Here is a 21,322-nt window from a genome sequence, read left to right on the forward strand (position 1 = left end):
GTCCTTGACGAGCGGGGTCGTGCGGGCGCACCGGCCCGTGCCGGGTGCCCACGACGGTTGTCGCGGGGAGGATATCGGACCGGCAGCCCTGCGATTGACGCACGCGAGCCGTGGCGCTGCTGGACCGGCGCGCGAGGCCGGCGCGAGGCTGGCCCACCAACAGGCAGACTCCGCCGACCGACTGGTTCCGCCGGCGGACTCCGGACCTCCGCGCTCAGCCGGCAGGCCCGGACACCAGCGCTCAGCCGGAGGGCACCACGTTGACGAGCTTCGGCGCACGCACGACGACCGTGCGGATGTCCTTCCCGCCCAGGGCCCGGGTCACCGCCGGGCTCTGCAGCGCCAGGGCCCGCAGGTCGTCCTCGCCGATCGAGACGGGCACCTCGAGCCGGTCGCGGACCCTGCCCGCCACCTGCACGACGCACGTGGTCGTTTCCTCGACGAGCAGCGCCGGGTCCGCCGTCGGGAAGGGCTCCCGGGCCAGGGAGGTCGTGTGCCCGAGACGGGACCACAGCTCCTCGGCGATGTGCGGGGCCACGGGGGCGACCATGAGGACGAGCGGCTCGATCGCCTCGCGGGGCACCTGCGCCAGGCCCGTGAGGTGGTTGTTGAGCACGATCATGCGCGCGATCGCGGTGTTGACGCGCATCGCGGACATCTCGGTCTCGACCTCGGCGACAGTCCGGGCGACCAGGCGACGGGTCGCCTCGTCGGCGGCCGTCTCGACGACGGTCGTCTCGCCGGCGACCTCGTCGACGACGTTGCGCCACAGCCGCTGGAGGAACCGCTGCGAGCCGACGACGGCGCGGGTGTCCCACGGCCGGGAGTCGGCCAGGGGGCCCATCGACATCTCGTACACCCGGAAGGTGTCCGCCCCGTACGTGGCGTACATGTCGTCGGGCGTGACGATGTTCTTGAGGGACTTGCCCATCTTCCCGTACTCGCGGAAGACCTCCTCGCCCTGCCAGGTGAAGGTCGGCTCGCCGGCGGCGTCGGCGGCCTCCTCGACCTCGTCGGCGGGCACGTACTGCCCGCGGGCGTCGGCGTAGGCGTAGGCCTGGATGTAGCCCTGGTTGAAGAGCTTGTGGAACGGCTCCGAGCTCGAGACGTGACCGAGGTCGAACAGGACCTTGTGCCAGAACCGGGCGTAGAGCAGGTGCAGGACGGCGTGCTCGACGCCGCCGACGTACAGGTCCGCGCCGCCGGAGACGTTGGCTGCCACGGCCGTGCCGTCGGCGGCGGTCGTCGCCGGCCGCGGCCCCATCCAGTACCGCTCGATCTCGGGGTCGACCAGGGCCTGGTCGTTGCGCGGGTCGAGGTAGCGCAGCTCGTACCAGCACGACCCCGCCCAGTTGGGCATGGTGTTGGTGTCGCGGGTGTAGGTGCGCGGGCCGTCGCCCAGGTCGAGCTCGACGCGCACCCAGTCGGTCGCGCGGCCCAGGGGGGGCTCGGGCGAGGAGAGGGCGTCGTCGGGCTCGAAGGTGCGCGGGGAGTAGTCCGGCACCTCGGGCAGGTCCACCGGCAGCATCGCCTCGGGCAGGGCGTGCGCGCGGCCCTCGTCGTCGTAGACCACGGGGAAGGGCTCGCCCCAGTAGCGCTGGCGGGAGAAGAGCCAGTCGCGGAGCCGGTAGGTCGTGGCGCCGCGCCCGGCGCCGTTCTCCTCGAGCCAGGCGACCATGGCGTCCTTGGCCGCCACGACGTCGAGGCCGTCGAGGGAGAGCGACGGGCCGGCGGAGTTCACGACCGTCCCGTCGCCGGAGTACGCGCCGCCCTCGAAGCCCTCGGGCGGGGCGACCGTGTGGATCACGGGCAGCTCGTACGCCTGCGCGAAGGCGAAGTCGCGCTCGTCGCCGCCGGGCACGGCCATGATCGCGCCCGTGCCGTAGCCCATGAGGACGTAGTCGGCCACGAACAGCGGCACCTCGGCGCCGTTGACGGGGTTGGTGGCGTAGATGCCGGTGAACACCCCGGTCTTGGGCCGCTCCGGGTCCTGCCGCTCGATGTCGGTCTTCGCGGCGGCGGCCTCGGCGTAGGCGCGCACCGCCGCGCGCGGGTCGGCGGCGCCGCCGGTCCAGACGTCCTTGGTGCCCGCCGGCCACGCGGCCGGCACGGCGCCGTCGTGGAGCAGCGGGTGCTCGGGCGAGACCACCATGAAGGTGGCGCCGAAGAGCGTGTCGGGTCGGGTGGTGAAGACCGTCAGCGGTTCGTCGGACCCGGGCACGGCGAAGTCGACGTGCGCGCCCGTGGAGCGGCCGATCCAGTTGCGCTGCATCGAGCGGACCTTCTCGGGCCAGTCGATCGTGTCGAGGTCGTCGACGAGACGGTCCGCGTAGGCGGTGATCCGCATGTTCCACTGGCGCAGGCTGCGCTTGAACACCGGGTAGTTGCCGCGCTCGGAGCGGCCGTCGGCCGTGACCTCCTCGTTGGCCAGGACGGTGCCGAGCCCGGGGCACCAGTTCACCGGCGCCTCGGTGATGTAGGCCAGGCGGAAGGAGTCGACGACGTCGGCCCGCTCGCCCGGGGACAGCTCGGCCCAGGGGCGGCCGTCGGGCGTGGGCCGGGTGCCGGCCGCGAGCTCCGCCTCGAGCTCGGTGACGGGCCGGGCACGTCCGGTCCCGCCGTCGGCCCGGGGGGCGTCGGCGTCGTAGAAGGAGCCGTAGATCTGCAGGAAGATCCACTGCGTCCAGCGCACGTAGTCGGGGTCGGTGGTGGCGAAGGTGCGGCGCTGGTCGTGGCCCAGGCCCAGGCGCCGCAGCTGGCGGCGCATGTTGACGATGTTCTCCTCGGTCGTCACCCGGGGGTGCTGGCCGGTCTGCACGGCGTACTGCTCGGCCGGCAGGCCGAACGCGTCGTAGCCGAGGGTGTGCAGGACGTTCTTGCCCTTCATGCGGTGGTAGCGCCCCACGACGTCCGTGGCGATGTAGCCCAGCGGGTGGCCCACGTGCAGGCCCTTGCCCGAGGGGTAGGGGAACATGTCCAGGAGGTAGAACTTCTCCCCCGCCGCGTCGCCCGCGAGGTCGCCGGTGGGGTTGTCGGCGTGGAAGGTGCCGAGCTCGTCCCAGCGGTCCTGCCACCGCTCCTCGATCGTCCCCGCCAGCGCGGCGGTGTAGCGGTGGGGGGTCTGCGCCCCGGGTGCGTCGTCGTGCTGGCTCATCGTCCCTCGTCCTTCGTGGCTCCTGACATGACAAGACCTCCCGGTCACGGGAGGTCAGCCGCGCTGAGGCGGCGCCTGAGCGCCGCTGGGGTCAGCGCGGCCGCGTCAGGAGCACCACGGTCGTCATGGGCCCAGGCTATCGCAGCCAGGCGGGGGCCCGGCGGGCACAAGTCACGACGGACCCGCGCGTGTCCGGCGGACGGCCCGGCTGCGGGTGACCGGGGACCGCCTCGGCAGTGGGGCGACAGGTCAGCGGTGCGGGCCGCTTGGGACTCAGGGACGCCGGCCGGTGCCCCGGGTGGTGGGCCGGGAGGCGCCTCGGCGGCGTCCGTCGCGGCGCTCGGGGTGCTCGGCGGGGCGGGCGGGGTGCTCGAGCCGGTCGCTGCCGGCGGAGCCGTGGTGCAGCTCGGCGTGCTCGGACTCCTCGGCGGCGCGCCCACGGATACGGGTGCGGGCGCGCAGCCGCAGGGCGACCGCTCCGGCGGCCGCCGAGATCACCGACGCGAGGATCACGGCGAACTTGGCGTGGTCGCCCTCGGCGGTCGAGCCGAAGGACAGCTCGGCGATGAGGAGCGACACGGTGAACCCGATCCCGGCGAGCATGCTCACCCCGGCGAGGTCCGGCAGGTCCATCCCGTTCCCGAGCTTGAGGCGGGTGGTGCGCACGATGAGGGCGACCCCGCCCCAGATGCCCAGCGGCTTGCCGAGGACGAGGCCGGCCATGACACCGATGGAGATGGGGTCGCCCAGGACGTCGCCGAGGCCGCCGGAGTCGACCACCGACACACCGGCGGCGAAGAACGCGAACACCGGCAGGACGAGCCCGGCCGACCACGGCTGGACCCGGTCGACGAAGGCGTGGGTCATCGACTCGTGCTCGCCGCCGCGGGTGCGGGCGGGCACGCTCATGCCCAGGAGGACACCGGCGACCGTGGCGTGCACGCCCGACTCGTGCATGAGCACCCAGGCGACGAGAGCGAGCGGGACGAGCACCCACCAGGCGTGGACGCGGCGCTGGACGGCGGCGGCGAAGACGGCGATGACCGCGAGGGCCCCGGCGAGGGGCAGGAAGTGGATCTCCTCGGTGTAGAACACCGCGATCACGGTGATCGCGAGGAGGTCGTCGACGACGGCGAGGGTCATGAGGAAGACCCGCACGGCGGGGGGAAGCCCGCGGCCGAAGATCCCGAGGAGAGCCAGGGCGAAGGCGATGTCGGTGGCGGTGGGGATCGCCCAGCCGCGGCCGCCGCCGGAGTCGGTGAAGGCCTGGACGCCGGCGTAGATGAGGGCGGGCACGGCCATGCCCAGCACGGCGGCGAGCATGGGCAGCAGCGCGTGGGAGAACTTGCGCAGCGACCCGGTGACGAACTCGGTCTTGAGCTCCAGGCCCACGACGAAGAAGAAGATCGCGAGCAGCCCGTCGGCCGCCCACGTGCCGAGGGAGAGGTCGAGGCGCAGCGCGGCGGGCCCGACGACCGTCCCGGTCAGGGCGTGGTAGCTCTCGCGCCACGGCGAGTTCGCCCACACGAGCGCGACCACGGCACCGACGAGGAGCAGGGCGCCGGCGAACCGCTCGTCCTGGAGGCGCGCCTTCAGGCCCCGGCGGTCGTGCGGGTGGAGGGTCGGTACGTGGTGCTGGACTCCGGGCACGGGTGGGTCCCTTCCTGGTGGGTCGGCGAGAGAGTCGCCGACCAGACTTCCCGGCACACCGCGGTTCAGGTTACGTGAGGGGCGGGGCGCCCGCACGCCCGTCCCGCTGGGCGGCCCGGAGGCGGGTGGTGAGCGCGGTGAGGGTGCGCAGCTCCTCCGCGCTCAGCGCCCCGCCGACGTGCGCCGCGATGGTGCGCACGTGCTTGCGCCCGATGCTCCGCTGCATCTGGGCCCCCGCCTCCGTGAGCGAGACCAGGACGCCGCGGCCGTCGTCGGGCGCGGGCTCGCGCGCCAGCAGGCCGCGCTCGACGAGCCGGTCGACCATCCGGCTGAGGCTGGGCTGGCTGAGGAACACCTCCTCGTTGAGGTCGCGCAGCCGCATCCGTGTGCCGCCCGCCCGGCTGAGCGTGAACAGCACGTCGTACTCCCGGGCGCGCAGGGGCGCGAAGTCGCCGGCCCGCTCGAAGCGCTTCATGAGGGTGGACTGGGCCCGGAAGAGCGACTCCCACGCCTCGGCGGCCAGGCGGGGCGACTCCTCGCCGCCCCCGCCGTGGTCGCCCACCGCCCGGTTCCGCTGCGCGGGGTGCTCGACCATCTCGGGGGACCCCTGCTCCCCCGGGTGCTGCTGCGCGGCCGGCTGGTCACCCATGGACGCAAACGTACCGGCACGGCCCCGTCAAGACCGTGCCGGTACGTCGCGTCCCGGACGGGTCAGCCGGCCGCGACCAGACCCATCGCCTCGGGCAGCCACATCGAGATCGCGGGGATGAACACGACCACGAACAGGCCGAGCACGAGCGAGACGAGGAACGGCCAGAGCTTGCTCACCACCGGCTCGATGCGCAGCCCCGCCACCCGGGCGCCGACGAAGAGCACGTTGCCCACCGGTGGGGTGATCACCCCGAGGGAGAGGTTGTAGACGATCATCGTGCCGAAGTGGATCGGGTCGACCCCGAACTCCATGACGATCGGCAGGAAGATCGGCGTGAAGATGAGGATCGCCGGCGTGGGGTCCATGAACGTGCCGACGACGAGGAGGATCACCATCATGAGGACGAGGATCACCGTCGGGCTGCTGGTGAGCCCGAGGACGGCCTCGGAGATGAGATCCGGGATCCGCGCGAACGACATGACGAAGGACAGCGCGGTGGAGACGCCCACGAGGAGCATGACGATCGCCGTCGTGCGGGCCGAGTCGAGCAGGATCCGCGGCAGGTCCCGCACGTGCAGGGCCCGGTAGACGAATCCGAGGACGAGGCTGTAGACGACCGCAATGGCGGCCGACTCCGTCGCGGTGAAGAACCCGGCCAGGATGCCGCCCACGACGACGATGATCATGAGCATCGACGGCACGGCCTTCCACAGGACCAGAACGGCCTGGGCGAACGTCGGGTGGTCGCTCGAGCGCAGCCGGCCGGGCTGGCGGCGGGCGTAGACGTAGACCATCGCCATGACGGCGACCGTCCACACGAGGCCCGGTCCGACCCCGGCCATGAACAGCGCCGCGATCGAGGTGGACGACACCAGCGAGTACACGATGAAGGTGTTGCTCGGCGGGATGAGCATCCCGGCCGGGGCGGAGGCCACGTTGACGGCGGCGGCGAAGGTCCGCTCGTAGCCGTCCTTGCGCATCCGGGGGGTCATGACGGTGCCGACCGCCGCGGCGGCGGCGACGGCCGCGCCGGAGACGGCACCGAACATGGCGTTCGCCACGACGTTGGTCTGGGCGAGAGAGGCCGGCATGCGCCCGGTGAGCACCTTCGCGGCGTCGATGAGCCGCCCGGCGATGCCGCCGTTGTTCATGAGGACGCCGGCGAGCACGAAGAAGGGGATCGCCAGCAGCGGGAAGGAGTTGATGCCGGTGAACATCCGCTGTGCGGAGACGAGTACCGCCTGGTCGGTGCCGAGGAGCACGATGGCCGCGCCGAGCGAGGACAGCCCCACGGTGACGGCGATCGGCACGGAGGCGACGATCCCGAGGATGATGCCGAAGAGCAGGATGAGTCCCGCGACGGTGTTCGTGTCCATCACACGGCCTCCTCGTCGGCTGCCTCGAGGCCGGCGTAGGCCGGCTCGGTGCCCCGGGCGATCCCCTGGAGGTGGTAGATCGCGTAGAACGCGACGAACAGCCCGGAGATCGGCAGGGCCAGGTACATCTGCCCGATGGTGAACGGCAGCGCGCTGAGGTTCTGCCCCATCGCACCCTGGGCGGCCCGCCACCCGCCCCAGACCAGCACCACCACCGCGAAGATGATGATGAGGACCTGGACGGCCATGGCGATGACCCGCTCCACCTTCTCGGGGAAGAGCCGGACGACGAACTCGACCGCGATGTGGCCGCGCTCGCCGAAGACGTACGCGGCGGCGAACAGGCCGAGCCAGACGAACGTCTGACGGGCGAGCTCCTCGGACCACGTGCTCGGGTTGCCGACGACCTGGCGGGAGAAGACCTGCCAGACCACGACGAGGACCAGCACGGCGAAGAGTGTCACGGAGATCGTGGCGAGGACCTTGTCCAGGCCCTTCTTGAGGGTGGTCACGGGTAGCACCTCCTTTCAGTGGGTGACGGGCCGCGGGAGGTCACTCGGCCGCGGCGCGGGCGGCGTCGTAGAGGGCCTGCTGGCTCTCGGAGGTGATGAACTCCTCGGCGAGGGGCTCGAGGACCTCGGCGAAGGCGGCCTCGTCGACCTCGGTGAACGTGGCGCCGCCGGCCTTGGCGTTCGCGATGGCCTCCTCGGTGGCGGTGGCCCAGAGCTCGGTGTGCTCCTCGTACGCGGCGGTCCACTCGGCGTCGAACGCGGCGCGGTCCTCCTCCGACATCTCGGCGAGGAGGTCGGAGTTGATGATGAGGTAGTCCAGGCCGACCAGGTGGTTGGTGTAGGACCAGTAGGGGGCGACCTCGTAGTGCTTCTGGGTCCAGAACGAGACCTCGTTGTTCTCGGCCGCGTCGACGACGCCGGACTGCAGGCCGGTGTAGAGCTCGCCGAAGGCCATCGGTGTGGCGGAGGCGCCCATGGCCTCGGCCATGGCGATGTGCAGGTCGGACTCCTGCACGCGCAGCTTCTTCCCGGCCAGGTCCGCCGGCGTCTCGATCGGGCCGTCGGTGGTGTAGACGCTACGGGCGCCCTGCGTGAATCCGCCCAGGACGGTGACGTTGTTGGACTCCTCGAGCGAGGCGTACAGGTCGCCGACGATCGCCTCGTCGTTGACGACGCGCATCTGGTGCTCGACGTCGTCGAAGACCTTGGGCAGGTTGAAGACGAGGAAGTCCTCGTTGAGGTTCTCCAGCTGCGTGCCCGAGACGATCGCCATGTCCACCGAGCCGTCGGAGACGAGCTGGAGGGCCTCGGCCTGTGCGCCGAGGGTCTCGTTGGGGTAGACGTCGATGCTGTAGCGGCCCTCGGTGGCCTCCTCGAGGCGCTGGCCGAAGTTGTCCAGGGCGATGAACGAGGGGTGCTCCTCGGTCTGGTTCAGGGCCAGGCGCATCGTGGCGCCGCCGCCGTCCCCGCCCGCGGCGGCGGTCTCGCCGTCGCCGGAGGTCTCCCCGCCGCCGCACGCGGCGAGGGTGAGCGCGGTGGCGGTGGCCAGGGCGGCCATCGTGAGGGTCTTCGTGCGCATCATGGGTGTTCCTCTTCTGCTCAGCGATGAGCGATCAGTGTGAAGCGGCCCCGGGGACCGGGATGTCGCGGTGGTGAGGCATCCGTGCCGTCCGGCGCCGGCCTGAGGGCTGGGCGCCACCCCCGGTGAGGTGGGGACGCCCTGATTCACCCACACGGCCGAATCGAGCGGCAATCAGTTGCCACTCCTTGCCTTCTGCCGCGGAAGGGTTGACGCGGGCCGGTCGCCGGAGGGCGCGGGGACGCCAGGGCGCAGGGGCGCGGAGGCGCCGGATGGCGCAGGGTCGCCGGAGGGCGCAGGGTCGCCGGAGGGCGCGGTGAGCCACGTGACTCACCGCGCCCTCCGGCGTGGTGGTGAGGACTGCTCGGGTCAGTGGCCCGTGCGCGCCGCCAGGACCTCCTCGGCCCGCTCGGCGACGGCGGCCACGAGCTCGTCGTCGGGCAGCAGGTCCGGTCCGAGCATCTCCAGGAGGGCGCGCACGGCGTCGGCAACCCCTCCCTGCGCGGCCGCGACGACCTCCGCCTCGCGGGTGTCCTTGACCGGCGCGCCGTGCCCCTGCAGGTGCAGGACCCAGGCAGCCAGGGCTCGGACCGGGCCGGCGGGGAGCCGGCCGGCGGCGCGCTCGAGCCGCAGCGCCGGCAGGATGCGGACGGGGACCTTCTGGGAGCCGTCCGCGGCGATCTGCGCGAGGAGGTGACGCACGCGCGGGTTGGAGTAGCGGTCCAGCAGGGCGGCGCGGTACCGGGCGACGTCGTCGGCCGGCACACTCAGGTGCTCGCCCGCCACGTCCCACCAGTCCTCCACCCAGCCCCGCACGACGGGGTCGGCGATGGCGTCGGCGACGGTCTCGTGCCCGAGGATCGTCGCGGCGTAGGCCATGAGCGAGTGCGAGCCGTTGAGCATCCAGAGCTTGCGCTGCTCGAAGGGGTGCACGTCGTCGACGACCTTCACCCCGGCCTCCTCCCACGCCGGCCGGCCGGCCGGGAACTCCCCGGAGACGACCCACTCGCTGAACGGCTCGGTGGGTACCGGGGACGCGTCGTCGTAGCCCTGGCTCTCCCGCACGGCGTCGCGCTCGGCGTCGGTCGTCGCCGGGGTGATCCGGTCGACCATCGAGGTCGCCCAGGAGACGTTCTCGTCCATCCAGCCGGTGAGCGACGGGTCGACGAGCTCGGCCAGCTCGACGACGACGCCGCGGAAGGTGGGCCCGTTGTCCGGGAGGTTGTCGCAGGGCAGCACCGTGATGGCACCGGCCCCCGCCTCGCGGCGGGCGAGGAACCCGGCCACGAGCCGGGCCGGAGTCGTGCGCACCGGCGTGGTCGGGTCGGCCCGGAGCGTCTCCACGTCCGAGGCCACGTCCGGGTCGCCGACGGCGAGGTGGCCGTCTGGCCCGCGCATGTAGCCCGCCTCGGTGACGGTGGTGGTGATGATCGCCGTCTGCGGGGCGCGGAGGTAGTTCAGGAAGGCGGCGGCGTCCGTCGCCGGGTGGACGGCGGAGAGCGTGCTGATGATCTCGAAGGAGTCGCCGTCGGCGTGCCGGGTGATGAGCGTGTAGAGCCCGTCCTGGGGGCCCAGCGCCTCGGCGGTGTCGGGTCGCCGGCCGGTGAACGCGGCGATCCCCCACTCCCCCGCGTCCGGGGCGTGCTCGGTGTACCAGGCCTGGTGGGCGCGGGTGAAGTTGCCGACGCCGAGGTGCACGATCCGCACCGGCGCTGCGGGCCGGCCGTGGTGACGGCGGGTCAGTCGTTCGTTGCTCACAGCTTGAACGCCTTCCTGGGCTGGGTGACGACGAGGTCGTAGGCGCTGTCGAGCGCCTCGGCCATGGTCAGCCGGTGGTCCGCGACGAGCTCGGCGAGGAACGCCGAGTCGATCCGCCGGTTCATGTCGTGCCGGGCCGGGATCGAGAGGAAGGCCCGCGTGTCGTCGATGAAGCCCGACGTGCGGCTGAACCCCGCGGAGCCGGTGATCGAGCGGCGGTAGCGCTTGATGCCCTCGGCCTCGTCGATGAACCACCACGGGGCCCCGACGTAGACCGAGGGGTAGAAGCCCGCCAGGGGGGCGAGCTCACGGGAGTAGACCGTCTCGTCGATGGTGAACAGCACGAGCTGGAAGTTCGGCGCCGTGCCGAAGGCCGAGAGCACGGGCTTGAGCGCCTCGGAGAACTCCACGGCCATCGGGATGTCGGCGCCGACGTCGGCACCGTGGGCGTCCAGGGTGGGCGTGTGGTGGTTGCGCACGACACCCGGGTGCATGGTCATGACCAGGCCGTCCTCGGAGGCCATGCGAGCCTGCTGGAAGACGAAGTGGCGGCGCAGCGTGTCGCCCTCCGTCGGGGTGATCTCGCCGGCGCGGGCCCGGGCGTACAGGCGCTGTGCCTCCGCGTCGTCGAGCCTCTCGGCGCGGGCGTCGCGGTGGGAGTGGTCGGAGGAGACGGCCCCGTGGGCCTTGAAGAACGCGCGGCGGTTCTCCATCGCCTCGACCCAGCCGGCGTAGGTGCCGGTGTCGACCCCGGCGACCTGGCCCAGGGTGTCGACCAGGGAGTTCCATGCGGGCGTAGCCGGCTCGAGGTACTTGTCGGGCCGCAAGGTCGGGGCGACCGTCCCCGTCCACGTCTCGTCGGCGGCGAGCTTGGCGTGGTGGCGCAGGTCGTCGGCGGGGTCGTCCGTGGTGGCGAGGAACTCGATACCGAAGCGCTGGTACAGGGCGCGGGGGCGGAACTCGGGGGTGGCGATGGCGGCGGTGATCCGGTCGTAGATCTCGTCGGCCGTCCGCTCCGAGGGAACGAGGGCGATGCCGAACACGTCGGAGAGCACCGACTCGAACCAGAACTTCATCGGCGTGCCGCGGTAGACCTTCCAGTGCTCGCACAGCAGGTGGAAGGCCCGGCGGCTCTGCTCGGGGGTCAGCTCACGGCCGCCGGCACCGAGGTCGGCGAGGTCGACGCCGGAGGCGTGCAGGAGCCGGTTGATGTAGTGGTCGGGGCTGATGAGGAGGGAGGTCGGGTCCGCGAACGGCTCGTCGTCGGCCAGCCACTGCGGCGGGACGTGCCCGTGCGGGGAGATGATCGGCAGGTCCTTGACGGACTCGTACAGCTCGCGGGCCAGGGGCCGGAGCGTGGGGTCCGCGGGGAGGAGGCGGTCGGGGTGGACGTGGAGGACGTCATCGTCGGTGGTGGCCATGCTGTCATCGTCCTGGCGGCCCCACCGTGCGGCAACGTGTTGCCGGGTGTTGCCAGACGTCCGCGCCGTCACCCCGGTCCCGAGCGCGCGGGTCAGCGCCGAACCAGGAGCAACGGACGTCCTCGCTCACCCCGCCAGGTGCGCGTTCACCCGCACGGTCCTCGCTCACCCGCCTCCCGCGTGCCCGGCCGCCGAGAGCGCGCCCAGCGTCGAACGCGCAGCCGCACCTCAGGGCTGCTCGGTGGCGGCAGCGGTGCTCGACCGCTCCATGAGCTTGACGGGCACCACGACCGGCGGTCCCCCGCGCGGGTGGGCGCCCTTCATCTGGGCGACGAGGTTGCGCACCGCGGCCGAGCCGAGCGCCCGGCGCGGGGTCGCCACCGTCGTGAGGGAGGGGGTGACGAGGTCGGCGGCGAAGATGTTGTCGTAGCCCACGACGGAGACGTCCTCGGGCACCCGGACACCCCTCGCCTGGACCGCGCGCATGAACCCGATCGCGACGAGGTCGTTGTAGGCGATCACCCCGGTGGTGGGCGCCTGGAGCCACGCCTTCGCCCCTGCGATGCCGCCGGCGACCGTGGGGGCGAGAGGGCCGATGCGCCGGACGTGCACGCTGAGCTCCAGGGACGCCTCGCGCAGCCCGCGCCAGCGCATCCCGTCGGCCCACGACGCCTCGGGGCCGGCGAGGTAGGTCACCGTGGTGTGGCCGAGCTCGCCGAGGTGCTCCAGCGCACGCCGCACGCCGCGGGGGTTGTCCGGGACGACCGACGGGATCTCCCGCACGGCACGGTTGATGACGACCATCGGCTTCTGCTTGGCGATCATCCGGATCGCCGCGTCGGACATGCGCGACGTGCCCAGCACGATGCCGTCGACGATGGGCAGCGCCCGTTCGAGCGCGTCGCGCTCCTGCCGGTCGGACTCGCGCGAGTCCACGAGGACGACGATGTACCCGGCCTCGGCCGCCTCGTCCTGGACGCCGTTGATGATCTCGAAGTAGACGGGGTTGGTGATGTCCGGGACGACGAGGGCGATGAGGTTGGTGTGGGTGGTCGACAGCGCCCGCGCCATCGGGTTGGTGCGGTAGCCCAGCTCGGCGGCGACCTTGCGGATCCGGTCCGCCGTCTCGGAGTTCACCCGCCCGGGCCGGGAGAAGGTGCGCGACACGGTCGACGGCGCCACCCCGGCGACCTGGGCGACGTCGTAGATCGTCGGAGCTCCCCGCCGCGGTCCGGGGCGCGCCTCGTCCGCGGGCACGGAATCCGTCCCGCGCTCCGGCCCCTCGTGCTCGTCGTCCGCCACCGGCGGGCCCCCTCGATCGTGCGCCGGTGCAACATCCGGCAAACGGTTGCGACTCTCCCGGCAGCCTAGTGGGAACCGTCGCGCTGATCCCCGTGCGCCGCGCACGTCCCCGCGGCGGGCGGCAGGGGCGGCGGGGGGCGGCGCCACGCGAGAGCGGACAACACCTGGCAATCCGTGGTGAGCGGCGCCTCCAGGTGCGTCAATGGAGCGGACGTCCCGACCGCCGAACCGGAAGGAATCCCCATGCTCCGCCCCCAGGACTCCGCCACCCGTGAGCGCCGCTCCCTCGACGGTCTGTGGCGCTTCCGCGCCGACGCCGCTGCCCGGGGCCGCGCCGAGCGCTGGTTCGCCCACCCCCTCGTCGACGCGATCGACATGCCGGTACCGGCGAGCTTCAACGACGTCGTGCCCGGCCGCGAGCTGCACGACCACGTCGGCGAGGTCTGGTACCAGCGCGCCGTCCGCGTCCCGCGCGGGTGGGCCGGCGAGCGGGTGGTCCTGAGGTTCGACGCCGCGACGCACCGCGCGACGGTCTGGGTCGGGGAGACCGAGGTGATGAGCCACGAGGGCGGCTACACCCCGTTCGAGGCCGACGTCACCGCGTACGTGACGCCCGGCGAGGAGGTCCGCATCACCGCCGTCGTCGACAACACCCTCACCTGGGAGACCGTCCCGCCGGGGATCGTCGTGGACACCCCGCACGGCCGGCGCCAGAAGTACATGCACGACTTCTTCAACTACGCCGGGCTCCACCGCACCGTCTGGCTCTACAGCACCCCGGCCACCCACGTCGCCGACGTCACCGTCGTCACGGGCGTGGACGGCGACCCCACCGCGACCGCCGTCACCGGGACGGTCACCTACGAGGTGGAGGTGGCCCGCGGCGCCACCGGTGATGGCAACGTGGGGAGCGAAGGCGACGGCCGGGGCGATGACGCCGGCGCGAGCGACCCGACCGTCGACGTCGAGCTTCGCGACGCCGACGGCGCGGTCGTCGCCGAGGGCCGCGGCGCGGTGGGTACCCTCAGCGTCCCCGACGTGCGGCTGTGGCAGCCGGGCGAGGGCTACCGCTACGACTTCGTCGTCTCGGTGAGCGCCGACGGCGTGCTCGTCGACCGCTACACCGAGAAGGTCGGCGTGCGCACGGTGGAGGTCCGCGGTACCGACTTCCTCATCAACGGCCGCCCGTTCTACTTCCGTGGGTTCGGCATGCACGAGGACCACGTCACCCGCGGCAAGGGCCACGACGACACCGCCATGGTTCACGACTTCGAGCTCCTGCGCTGGACGGGGGCCAACTCCTTCCGCACCTCGCACTACCCCTACGCCGAGGAGGTCATGGACTACGCCGACGCGCACGGCGTCGTCGTCATCGACGAGACGGCCGCCGTCGGCATGAACGGCGCGGTGGCCGCGGTCCTGGGCACCCGCGTCGACAAGGTCTTCTCCCCCGAGACCGTGAGCGAGCGGACCCGGGAGGTCCATGCCCAGGCGGTCCGGGAGCTGGTCGCGCGGGACAAGAACCGCCCGAGCGTGGTGCTGTGGTCGATCGCGAACGAGCCCGAGTCGCACACCGAGGAGTCGGAGGAGTACTTCCGGCCGCTGTTCGCCCTCACCCGCGAGCTCGACCCGCACCGCCCCGTGGGCTTCGTCAACGTCATGTACTCCCCGGCGGACGTGTGCCGCCTCGCGGGGTACTCCGACGTCGTCATGATCAACCGCTACTACGGCTGGTACGCCGACAGCGGCGACCTCGCCGCTGCCGAGTCGGCGCTCGCGGACGAGCTGGCGCAGTGGTCCGAGCACGGCAAGCCGATCCTCATGACCGAGTACGGCGCCGACACGATCGCGGGCCTGCACGACCTCACCGGGGCGATGTGGTCCGAGGAGTACCAGGCCGAGCTGCTCGAGATGTACCACCGGGTCTTCGACCGCACCCCGGCCATGGCGGGCGAGCACGTCTGGAACTTCGCCGACTTCGCCACCTCCCGCGGGATCGTGCGGGTGGACGGCAACAAGAAGGGCGTCTTCACCCGGGACCGCCGGCCCAAGGCGGCCGCCCACCTCCTGCGGCGCCGGTGGCGCGGCTGAGGGTCCGGGGCGGGCCCGCGGCTGAGGCGCCGGCGCGCCGCCGCGGCAACCCGTGGCACGGACGTGGCGGCGGGCGGCGGTCCCGGCGAGGATGGCACGCGTACGGTGAGGGACCGACGAAGGAGGACCGGTGGCACCACGCTTCGACCGGCTGGCCGGTGAGGACCTGGCCCGCGCCGACGCCGTCGGCGCGCTGCTGACGGGCACGGCCCCGCTGGGGGTGGCGTACTCCGGCGGGGTCGACTCCGCGACGCTCCTCGCCCTGGCGGTGCGGGCGCTGGGCCCTGGCGACGTCGTGGCCCTCCTCGGCGTCTCGCCCTCCCTCGCCCGCAGCGAGCGGGCGACGGCGCACGAGACCGCCGCGTTCGTCGGCGCCCGTCTCGTCGAGGTGCCCACCCGCGAGGGCGAGAACCCGGACTACGTCCGCAACGGCGTCGACCGCTGCTTCTTCTGCAAGGACGAGCTCTTCGGCCGGATCGACCACGAGGTGGTCCGCGACCACGGTCTCGTCGCCGTCGCCTACGGCGAGAACGCCGACGACACCCTGCGGCCGGACCGGCCCGGCTCCCGGGCCGCGACCGAGCACCGCGTGCTCCGGCCCCTGGCGGACGCGGGCCTGACCAAGGCGCACGTGCGCTCCCTCGCCCGGGCGATGGCCCTGCCGGTGGCCGACAAGCCGGCCGCCCCGTGCCTGGCGTCCCGCATCCCCCACGGGCAGGAGGTGACCCCCGCCAAGCTGCGCCAGGTCGAGCGCGCGGAGGAGGTCCTGCGCGAGCTGGGGTTCAGCGACGGGCGCGTGCGCCACCACGGCGACATCGCCCGCGTCGAGCTGCCGGTGGCGGAGATCCCCCGTGCCGTCGGCGACGACGTGCGGGAGCTCCTCGAGAGCGGCGTCCGGGCGGCGGGGTTCCGCTACGTCGTCGTGGACCTCGGCGGCATCCGGTCGGGCGGGTTCACCCTGCCCCTGCTCGCGGCCGGCCACCGTGGCTGAGCCCGACGGCGTCGTCCCCGGCGTGGCGGAGCTCGACCACGACCGTGCCCGGCGTCGCGGCTACCCCGAGGCGGTCTACTGCGAGGGCAAGTCCCCCGACCAGCTGCGCCGGATCGCCACCGCCCTCGCGGCCCGGCCCGGGGACGCCGCGACGATCTTCACCCGCGCCGACGACGTGCGGGCGGCGGCCGTCCTGGAGGTGCTGCCCGACGCGCGTCACGAGCCCGACGCACGCCTGCTCGCGTGGCCGCCGGGCGAGCCGGACCCCACCGGTGGACTCGTCGTCGTCGTCTGCGCCGGGACGTCCGACCTCCCCGTGGCCCGGGAGGCCGAGCTCACGGCCCGCTACCTCGGCCGGCGCACCGAGCTGGTCGTCGACGTCGGGGTGGCGGGCATCCACCGGGTCCTCGCCCGGGTGGAGACCCTGCGGGCGGCCGACGCCGTCGTCGTGGTCGCCGGGATGGACGGCGCGCTGCCGGGTGTCGTCGCCGGGCTGGTCTCGGCCCCGGTCGTGGCGGTGCCCACCTCGGTCGGGTACGGCGCGGCCTTCGAGGGGCTCGCACCGCTGCTGACCATGCTCAACGCGTGCGCGCCGGGCGTGGGCGTCGTCAACATCGACAACGGCTACGGCGGCGGCCACCTCGCCGCCCAGATCGCCGCCCCGCGCGCCGGTGGGAGGATGGGGTGATGAGCGTCTTCACCAGCATCATCGCCGGCGACATCCCCGGCCGGTTCGTCTGGGCCGACGACCTCTGCGTCGTCCTGGCCACCATCGCGCCGATCACCGACGGCCACATGCTCGTCGTCCCGCGCGCGGAGGTCACCCGGTACACCGACGCCGACGACGCCCTGCTGGCCCACCTGGCCGTCGTCGCCAAGCGGGTCGGTCAGGCCCAGCAGGTGGCCTACGGCGCCCCGCGAGCCGCGGTGCTCGTGGCCGGCTTCGAGGTCGACCACCTCCACCTGCACGTCCTGCCGGCGTGGGACGAGCAGTCCCTGCGCTTCGACAACGCTCGCCACGACCTGCCCGCCGAGGAGCTCGACGCGGCCACCGAGACGGTGCGCGCCGCCCTGCGCGACGCCGGCTGGGGTGCGCAGGTGCCTGTCTCGGCGGACTCGCCCGCGCTGGCCTGAGGCGGCTCAGCCCGCCGAGCCCGGCGCCGCGACGTCGGTCCCCGACCCGCCGTCCGCCCCGGGCCCGGTCCCCGCGTCGTCCGGCCCCGGCTCCACGGCCTCGCCGCCGTCCGTGCCGGGACCGGTGCGCGTCTCCGGCTCCGGGAAGCGGAACCACGTACCCAGCCGCACGGAGGCGTCGGTACCCACGAGGATGCGGCGGTAGTCCATCGGCTCGCCGGTCGCGCGGTCGATCCGCAGGACCGTCAGCTCGGCGTCGGAGGTCAGCGGCCCGACGGTCGCGCCCCCGCCGGCCCCGCCCCCGGTGGAGGTGCTCACGTAGCGCAGCCCGGCCCCGAGCGGCTCCGGACCCACCGTCCGGTGCCAGTGGCCCGAGAGCTGCAGGGGCACGCAGCCCGACTCCATGGTGGCGGTGCCCGCGCGGGGGTTGTGGGTGAGCAGGAGGTCGACCGGGTCACCGTCGTCCCGCGCGTCGCAGGCCGTCCGGGCGAGCCGCTCCGCCATCTCCGGGATCGTCTCGTCCCGCTCCGGCCGGGTGCCGGCGCCGATCGCGGTGAGGTTGGGGTCGGTGTCGCCGAGGATGCGGACACCGGCGACGTCGACGACGTCGCCGCCCAGCACCGTCCACCCGGCGGCGCGTTCCTGCTCGGCCGTGGTCACCGAGTCGTGGTTGCCGGTCGCGACGACGATCGGGACGCCCCCGGGCACCGCCCCGGCGAACGCGTCCACGCAGTACGACTCCACCGAGCTGCCCGAGACCACCGTGTCACCCGCGTCGAGCACCGCGTCGGCCGCGAACGCATCGACGGCGGCGGTGATGACGTCGGCCATGCCGACGTTGCAGTGCAGGTCCGAGACCAGGACGAACGTGACGGGCTCCGGCTCGGGCTCCGGCTCCGGCTCGTCCTCAGGCGACGCGCCACCGGGCACGCCCGCGGCGTCCGGCTCGGCAAGGGTGCCGCCCGGTTCGAGGGGTGCGTCCGCCTCGGAGGGGGTGTCGCCCGGCTCGGCGAGGGGTGCGTCCGGCTCGGCAGCGTCGGGGCCCGCCGGGGGTGGGTTGACGGCGTCGGCGCCCGGCGCCGGGGTCTCGACGGCGTCCGCGTCGGGGTCGGCCGCCCGGCCGGCGGCACCGTCGACCGGTACCGGCCCGGTCTCCGGCGTGCCGGTGGCGTCGTCCAGCAGGAGCGGCGGAGGCGCGACCGGCGCCGACTGGTCGTCCTCGGCGAGCGCCGTGCGCAGGTTCTGCGACGCGAGGGCGTAGAACTCCTCGTTCTCCTCGTAGGCGTCACGCAGCACGTGGCCGTACGTGGCGATGAGGTCCGCGAGCCGGCCCGTGATCTGCACCCCCTCCATCGGCGTGCCGTCCAGGACCGGCGGGCTGAGCCCCACGACGGGGCGCTGCTGTACCGCCGGCACGATGACGGCGGCGACGAGCGCCAGCGACGCGACCACGCCGAGCGGCGTGACCCCGGGCCGAGCGAGCGCCGCCCGCACGTGGTCGCGCAGGAGGCCCTGGGAGGCCAGTCGCCCCGCAGCGATGAGGACGAGGGCGACCGACCAGACGACGGCGGTGCGGCCCAGGGCGTCGGCGACCAGCCCACGGGTCGCGGCGGCGACGGCGGCCTCGGGGTGGCTGAAGAGCTGGGCGTAGGCCTGGAGGTCGGCCAGGAGGCCGGTCATCGGGCTGCCGGTGGTCCCGAGCTGGAGCGGGATCTCGCGGACGACCACCTTGATGCCCAGCGGCCACGGGAGTGGCGAGTCCGCCACCACGGCCCCGAGCGGGCCCAGCTCGACGGTCGCCTGCCGGTCGAGCGTGACCTGGTAGTCAGCCTCGTGCGGTCCGAGGGAGGCGCGGGTGGACGCCGTCGAGACACCGACCGCGAGCGCGAGGAGGCCGGTGACGAGCAGGGTCGCGGCGGTGCGCAGCACCCGCCGGGTCGTGGGGGTCTGCCGGTGCCACCACGCCCAGCGACGCTGCATCGGGACCGGGTCGCTCATCAGGTCCATCATCCCCTGTCCCCGCACGGATCGCCCGGCGCCGGGCCCGGCGTGCGTGAGACCGTGGCACCGACCATCCTGAGGACGGCGGCCACGGCCGGCTCGCCTCGGCAGAGGGAGGCTCCATGGGCAGGGACGTGACGGCGAAGTCGTACACGCGCAGCGACCACACCCGGTACCGGCGCGCCGTCCAGCGCGACCTCGACGCGCTGGAGCAGATGCTCGAGGACCGCTCCTTCGTCGAGGACGAGTGGCGCACGGGCCTGGAGATCGAGCTCAACCTCGTCGAGCAGGACCTCTCCCCTGCGATGAAGAACGCCGAGGTCCTCGAGCACATCGACGACATGCGCTACCAGACCGAGCTCGGACGGTTCAACATCGAGCTCAACGTCGAGCCGCGGCGCATCGACGGTCAGTCCCTCCTGCAGCTCGAGTCGGCCCTGCGCAAGAACCTCAACCGGGCCCGCGACCGGGCCGGGGACCTCGGCGCGGACATCGTCATGATCGGGATCCTGCCCACGCTCGAGCCGCCGGAGCCGGGGCGGTCGTGGTTCTCGGAGAACGACCGGTACCGGCTCCTGGACGAGGCCATCCTCTCCGCGCGGCGCGAGGACATCCTCATCGACATCCCCGGGCCCGAGCGGCTGCGGATGACCTCGGACACGATCGCGCTCGAGGCCGCCTGCACCTCCGTCCAGCTGCACCTGCAGGTGCGCCCCGGAAGCTTCGCCCGCTACTGGAACGCCGCTCAGGTGCTCGCCGGCCCGCAGCTCGCCGTCGGTGCGAACTCGCCCTACCTCTTCGGCCACCAGCTCATGGCCGAGACCCGCACCGAGCTGTTCCTCCAGTCGACGGACCTGCGCGCGCCGGAGCTCCGCAACCAGGACGTGCGCCCGCTCGTGCCCTTCGGCGACCGGTGGATCAACTCGATCTTCGACCTCTTCGAGGAGAACGTCCGGTACTACCCCACCCTCCTGCCCGAGACGACGGAGGAGGACCCGTTCGCCGTCCTTGACGCGGACGGCACGCCGGAGCTGTCCGAGCTGCGCCTGCACAACGGCACGATCTACCGCTGGAACCGGCCCATCTACGACGTCTCCGATGGCCGGCCCCACCTCCGGGTGGAGAACCGGGTGCTGCCCGCCGGCCCCACGGTCGTCGACGTCCTGGCGAACGCGGCCTTCTTCTACGGCGTCGCGGTGGAGATGGTGCTGGACGAGCGGCCCCTGTGGTCGCGGATGAGCTTCGAGGCGGCCCGCGAGAACTTCCACGCCGCCGCGCGTGACGGCGTCGAGTCACGGCTGTACTGGCCCGGGGCGGGCAAGGTGGACTGGGACGAGCTCGTCCTGCGGCGGCTGCTGCCGATGGCGCAGGCCGGGCTCGAGCGCCTCGGGGTGGCGACGGAGGCGTCGGACCGGTACCTGGAGATCATCGAGTCCCGCGCGAAGCTGCGGGTCAACGGCGCCTCGTGGCAGGTGGCCGCCACCCAGGCCCTCGAACGGCGCGGCCTGGACCGACCCGCCGCCCTGCGGCAGATGCTGCGCGAGTACGTGGGGCACATGCACGCCAACGACCCCGTCCACACCTGGCCGGTGCCCTGACACCCCGACGCCCTGAATCGACGTCGCCGAGCCGGACGCCGGACAATGACGCCGTGCCGGAGGTCGGACGGAACCGGACCGGACGTCAGACGGCGACACCGCCGAGCCAGGCGGTGACGCTGACGATGAAGCCGTTGAGGCCGATCGCGAGCCCCGCCAGGGCGGGCCAGGTCGGATGGCGCCGCTGGGCGAGGGAGACCACACCGAGCACCGCCGCGACGAGGGAGAGGATGAGCGAGACGAACCGGTTCACCGCCGTGTAGGTCTCGTCCGCCCCTCCCGGCGCCCCGGCGGAGTAGGCGTAGACGGCCTGCCACACGGTCAGGGCCACGGCCACCACAAGGGCCGTCCACGCGACGGCGTCGGTGCGGCGTTCGGACCCAGCGCCGCGCGCGCCGGCCCCGGACGCCGCACCCTCGCGCCCGGACACGTCACGGTCACGTGCGCCGCGGCCCGCCCCGCGCTCAGCGCCCGCGGCGCCGGACCGGTCCGGATGGGCCGGGGTGCCCGACGGTTCGTCTCTCACGATGGTCTCCTCGCGTCCCGGGCCGACCGGTCGTCCCGTACGGGACGACCGGGACGACCGCTGGTATGAGCCTGCCAC

The 21,322-nt window shown here is 73.3% G+C and carries 16 protein-coding genes; 5 read left to right on the plus strand and 11 right to left on the minus strand.

Annotated elements, in window-relative coordinates:
- Positions 1–241: 241 nt before the first annotated feature.
- The 9 genes from leuS to EDD32_RS16710 form a co-directional block, all read right to left on the minus strand.
- Positions 242–3,154, minus strand: coding sequence for a leucine--tRNA ligase (leuS, locus tag EDD32_RS16670; RefSeq protein ID WP_123919288.1), 2,913 nt, complete (start codon positions 3,152–3,154; stop codon positions 242–244).
- 273 nt (positions 3,155–3,427) lie between these two features.
- A complete protein-coding gene (gene nhaA / locus EDD32_RS16675) occupies positions 3,428–4,804 on the minus strand; it encodes a Na+/H+ antiporter NhaA (protein ID WP_211338871.1) in 1,377 nt (458 codons plus the stop codon).
- 70 nt (positions 4,805–4,874) lie between these two features.
- Complete coding sequence (locus EDD32_RS16680; RefSeq protein ID WP_246006190.1) at positions 4,875–5,453, minus strand: MarR family winged helix-turn-helix transcriptional regulator; 579 nt, start codon at positions 5,451–5,453, stop codon at positions 4,875–4,877.
- Between the two features lie 62 nt (positions 5,454–5,515).
- Positions 5,516–6,832: a TRAP transporter large permease gene (locus EDD32_RS16685; protein WP_123919290.1), complete on the minus strand. Its 1,317-nt coding sequence runs from the start codon at positions 6,830–6,832 to the stop codon at positions 5,516–5,518.
- On the minus strand, positions 6,832–7,344 hold the full coding sequence (locus EDD32_RS16690) for a TRAP transporter small permease (protein WP_123919292.1): 513 nt from the start codon (positions 7,342–7,344) through the stop codon (positions 6,832–6,834). Before EDD32_RS16690 ends, EDD32_RS16685 begins: the two co-directional genes overlap by 1 nt.
- Positions 7,345–7,384: 40 nt before the next feature.
- Entirely contained in the window at positions 7,385–8,425 is a 1,041-nt protein-coding gene (locus EDD32_RS16695; protein ID WP_246006191.1) for a TRAP transporter substrate-binding protein, read from the minus strand.
- A 366-nt stretch (positions 8,426–8,791) separates the two neighbouring features.
- A complete protein-coding gene (locus EDD32_RS16700) occupies positions 8,792–10,180 on the minus strand; it encodes a mannitol dehydrogenase family protein (RefSeq protein ID WP_211338872.1) in 1,389 nt (462 codons plus the stop codon).
- Positions 10,177–11,601: a glucuronate isomerase gene (gene uxaC, locus EDD32_RS16705; RefSeq protein ID WP_123919294.1), complete on the minus strand. Its 1,425-nt coding sequence runs from the start codon at positions 11,599–11,601 to the stop codon at positions 10,177–10,179. The genes EDD32_RS16700 and uxaC overlap by 4 nt, the downstream gene beginning before the upstream one ends.
- A gap of 228 nt (positions 11,602–11,829) precedes the next feature.
- Positions 11,830–12,903, minus strand: coding sequence for a LacI family DNA-binding transcriptional regulator (locus tag EDD32_RS16710; protein ID WP_246006192.1), 1,074 nt, complete (start codon positions 12,901–12,903; stop codon positions 11,830–11,832).
- A gap of 243 nt (positions 12,904–13,146) precedes the next feature.
- Between EDD32_RS16710 and uidA the strand changes: the two genes are divergently transcribed.
- The 4 genes from uidA (at position 13,147) to EDD32_RS16730 (ending at position 17,119) form a co-directional block, all read left to right on the plus strand.
- Positions 13,147–14,994 (plus strand): beta-glucuronidase, encoded by a 1,848-nt coding sequence (gene uidA / locus EDD32_RS16715; protein WP_123919296.1) that lies wholly within the window; start codon positions 13,147–13,149, stop codon positions 14,992–14,994.
- Positions 14,995–15,124: 130 nt separating this feature from the next.
- Entirely contained in the window at positions 15,125–15,985 is an 861-nt protein-coding gene (gene larE, locus EDD32_RS16720; protein WP_123919298.1) for an ATP-dependent sacrificial sulfur transferase LarE, read from the plus strand.
- Positions 15,978–16,673 (plus strand): nickel pincer cofactor biosynthesis protein LarB, encoded by a 696-nt coding sequence (gene larB / locus EDD32_RS16725; RefSeq protein ID WP_123919300.1) that lies wholly within the window; start codon positions 15,978–15,980, stop codon positions 16,671–16,673. The genes larE and larB overlap by 8 nt, the downstream gene beginning before the upstream one ends.
- Positions 16,673–17,119, plus strand: a complete 447-nt coding sequence (locus tag EDD32_RS16730; RefSeq protein WP_342771420.1) for an HIT family protein — start codon at positions 16,673–16,675, stop codon at positions 17,117–17,119. The genes larB and EDD32_RS16730 overlap by 1 nt, the downstream gene beginning before the upstream one ends.
- Positions 17,120–17,125: 6 nt before the next feature.
- Here the strand turns inward: EDD32_RS16730 and EDD32_RS16735 are convergent, their stop codons facing one another.
- The gene (locus tag EDD32_RS16735) at positions 17,126–19,117 is read right to left on the minus strand and encodes a metallophosphoesterase (protein WP_123919304.1); all 1,992 of its coding nucleotides are present in this window, start codon (positions 19,115–19,117) and stop codon (positions 17,126–17,128) included.
- 125 nt (positions 19,118–19,242) lie between these two features.
- Between EDD32_RS16735 and EDD32_RS16740 the strand changes: the two genes are divergently transcribed.
- Positions 19,243–20,718 (plus strand): glutamate-cysteine ligase family protein, encoded by a 1,476-nt coding sequence (locus EDD32_RS16740; RefSeq protein ID WP_123919306.1) that lies wholly within the window; start codon positions 19,243–19,245, stop codon positions 20,716–20,718.
- An 85-nt stretch (positions 20,719–20,803) separates the two neighbouring features.
- Here the strand turns inward: EDD32_RS16740 and EDD32_RS16745 are convergent, their stop codons facing one another.
- Entirely contained in the window at positions 20,804–21,244 is a 441-nt protein-coding gene (locus tag EDD32_RS16745) for a hypothetical protein (protein ID WP_123919308.1), read from the minus strand.
- Between the last annotated feature and the right edge of the window lie 78 nt (positions 21,245–21,322).

Source organism: Georgenia muralis, assembly GCF_003814705.1.
GTDB classification, from domain to species: domain Bacteria; phylum Actinomycetota; class Actinomycetes; order Actinomycetales; family Actinomycetaceae; genus Georgenia; species Georgenia muralis.

What these genes read in the sequence shown, in the direction of transcription:
- EDD32_RS16735 (WP_123919304.1), bottom strand. Translation starts at nt 19,117, where the DNA reads ATGAGCGACCCGGTCCCGATGCAGCGTCGCTGGGCGTGGTGGCACCGG.
- EDD32_RS16730 (WP_342771420.1), top strand. Translation starts at nt 16,673, where the DNA reads ATGAGCGTCTTCACCAGCATCATCGCCGGCGACATCCCCGGCCGGTTC.
- EDD32_RS16695 (WP_246006191.1), bottom strand. Translation starts at nt 8,425, where the DNA reads ATGATGCGCACGAAGACCCTCACGATGGCCGCCCTGGCCACCGCCACC.
- leuS (WP_123919288.1), bottom strand. Translation starts at nt 3,154, where the DNA reads ATGAGCCAGCACGACGACGCACCCGGGGCGCAGACCCCCCACCGCTAC.
- uidA (WP_123919296.1), top strand. Translation starts at nt 13,147, where the DNA reads ATGCTCCGCCCCCAGGACTCCGCCACCCGTGAGCGCCGCTCCCTCGAC.
- EDD32_RS16740 (WP_123919306.1), top strand. Translation starts at nt 19,243, where the DNA reads ATGGGCAGGGACGTGACGGCGAAGTCGTACACGCGCAGCGACCACACC.
- EDD32_RS16685 (WP_123919290.1), bottom strand. Translation starts at nt 6,832, where the DNA reads ATGGACACGAACACCGTCGCGGGACTCATCCTGCTCTTCGGCATCATC.
- uxaC (WP_123919294.1), bottom strand. Translation starts at nt 11,601, where the DNA reads ATGGCCACCACCGACGATGACGTCCTCCACGTCCACCCCGACCGCCTC.
- EDD32_RS16680 (WP_246006190.1), bottom strand. Translation starts at nt 5,453, where the DNA reads ATGGGTGACCAGCCGGCCGCGCAGCAGCACCCGGGGGAGCAGGGGTCC.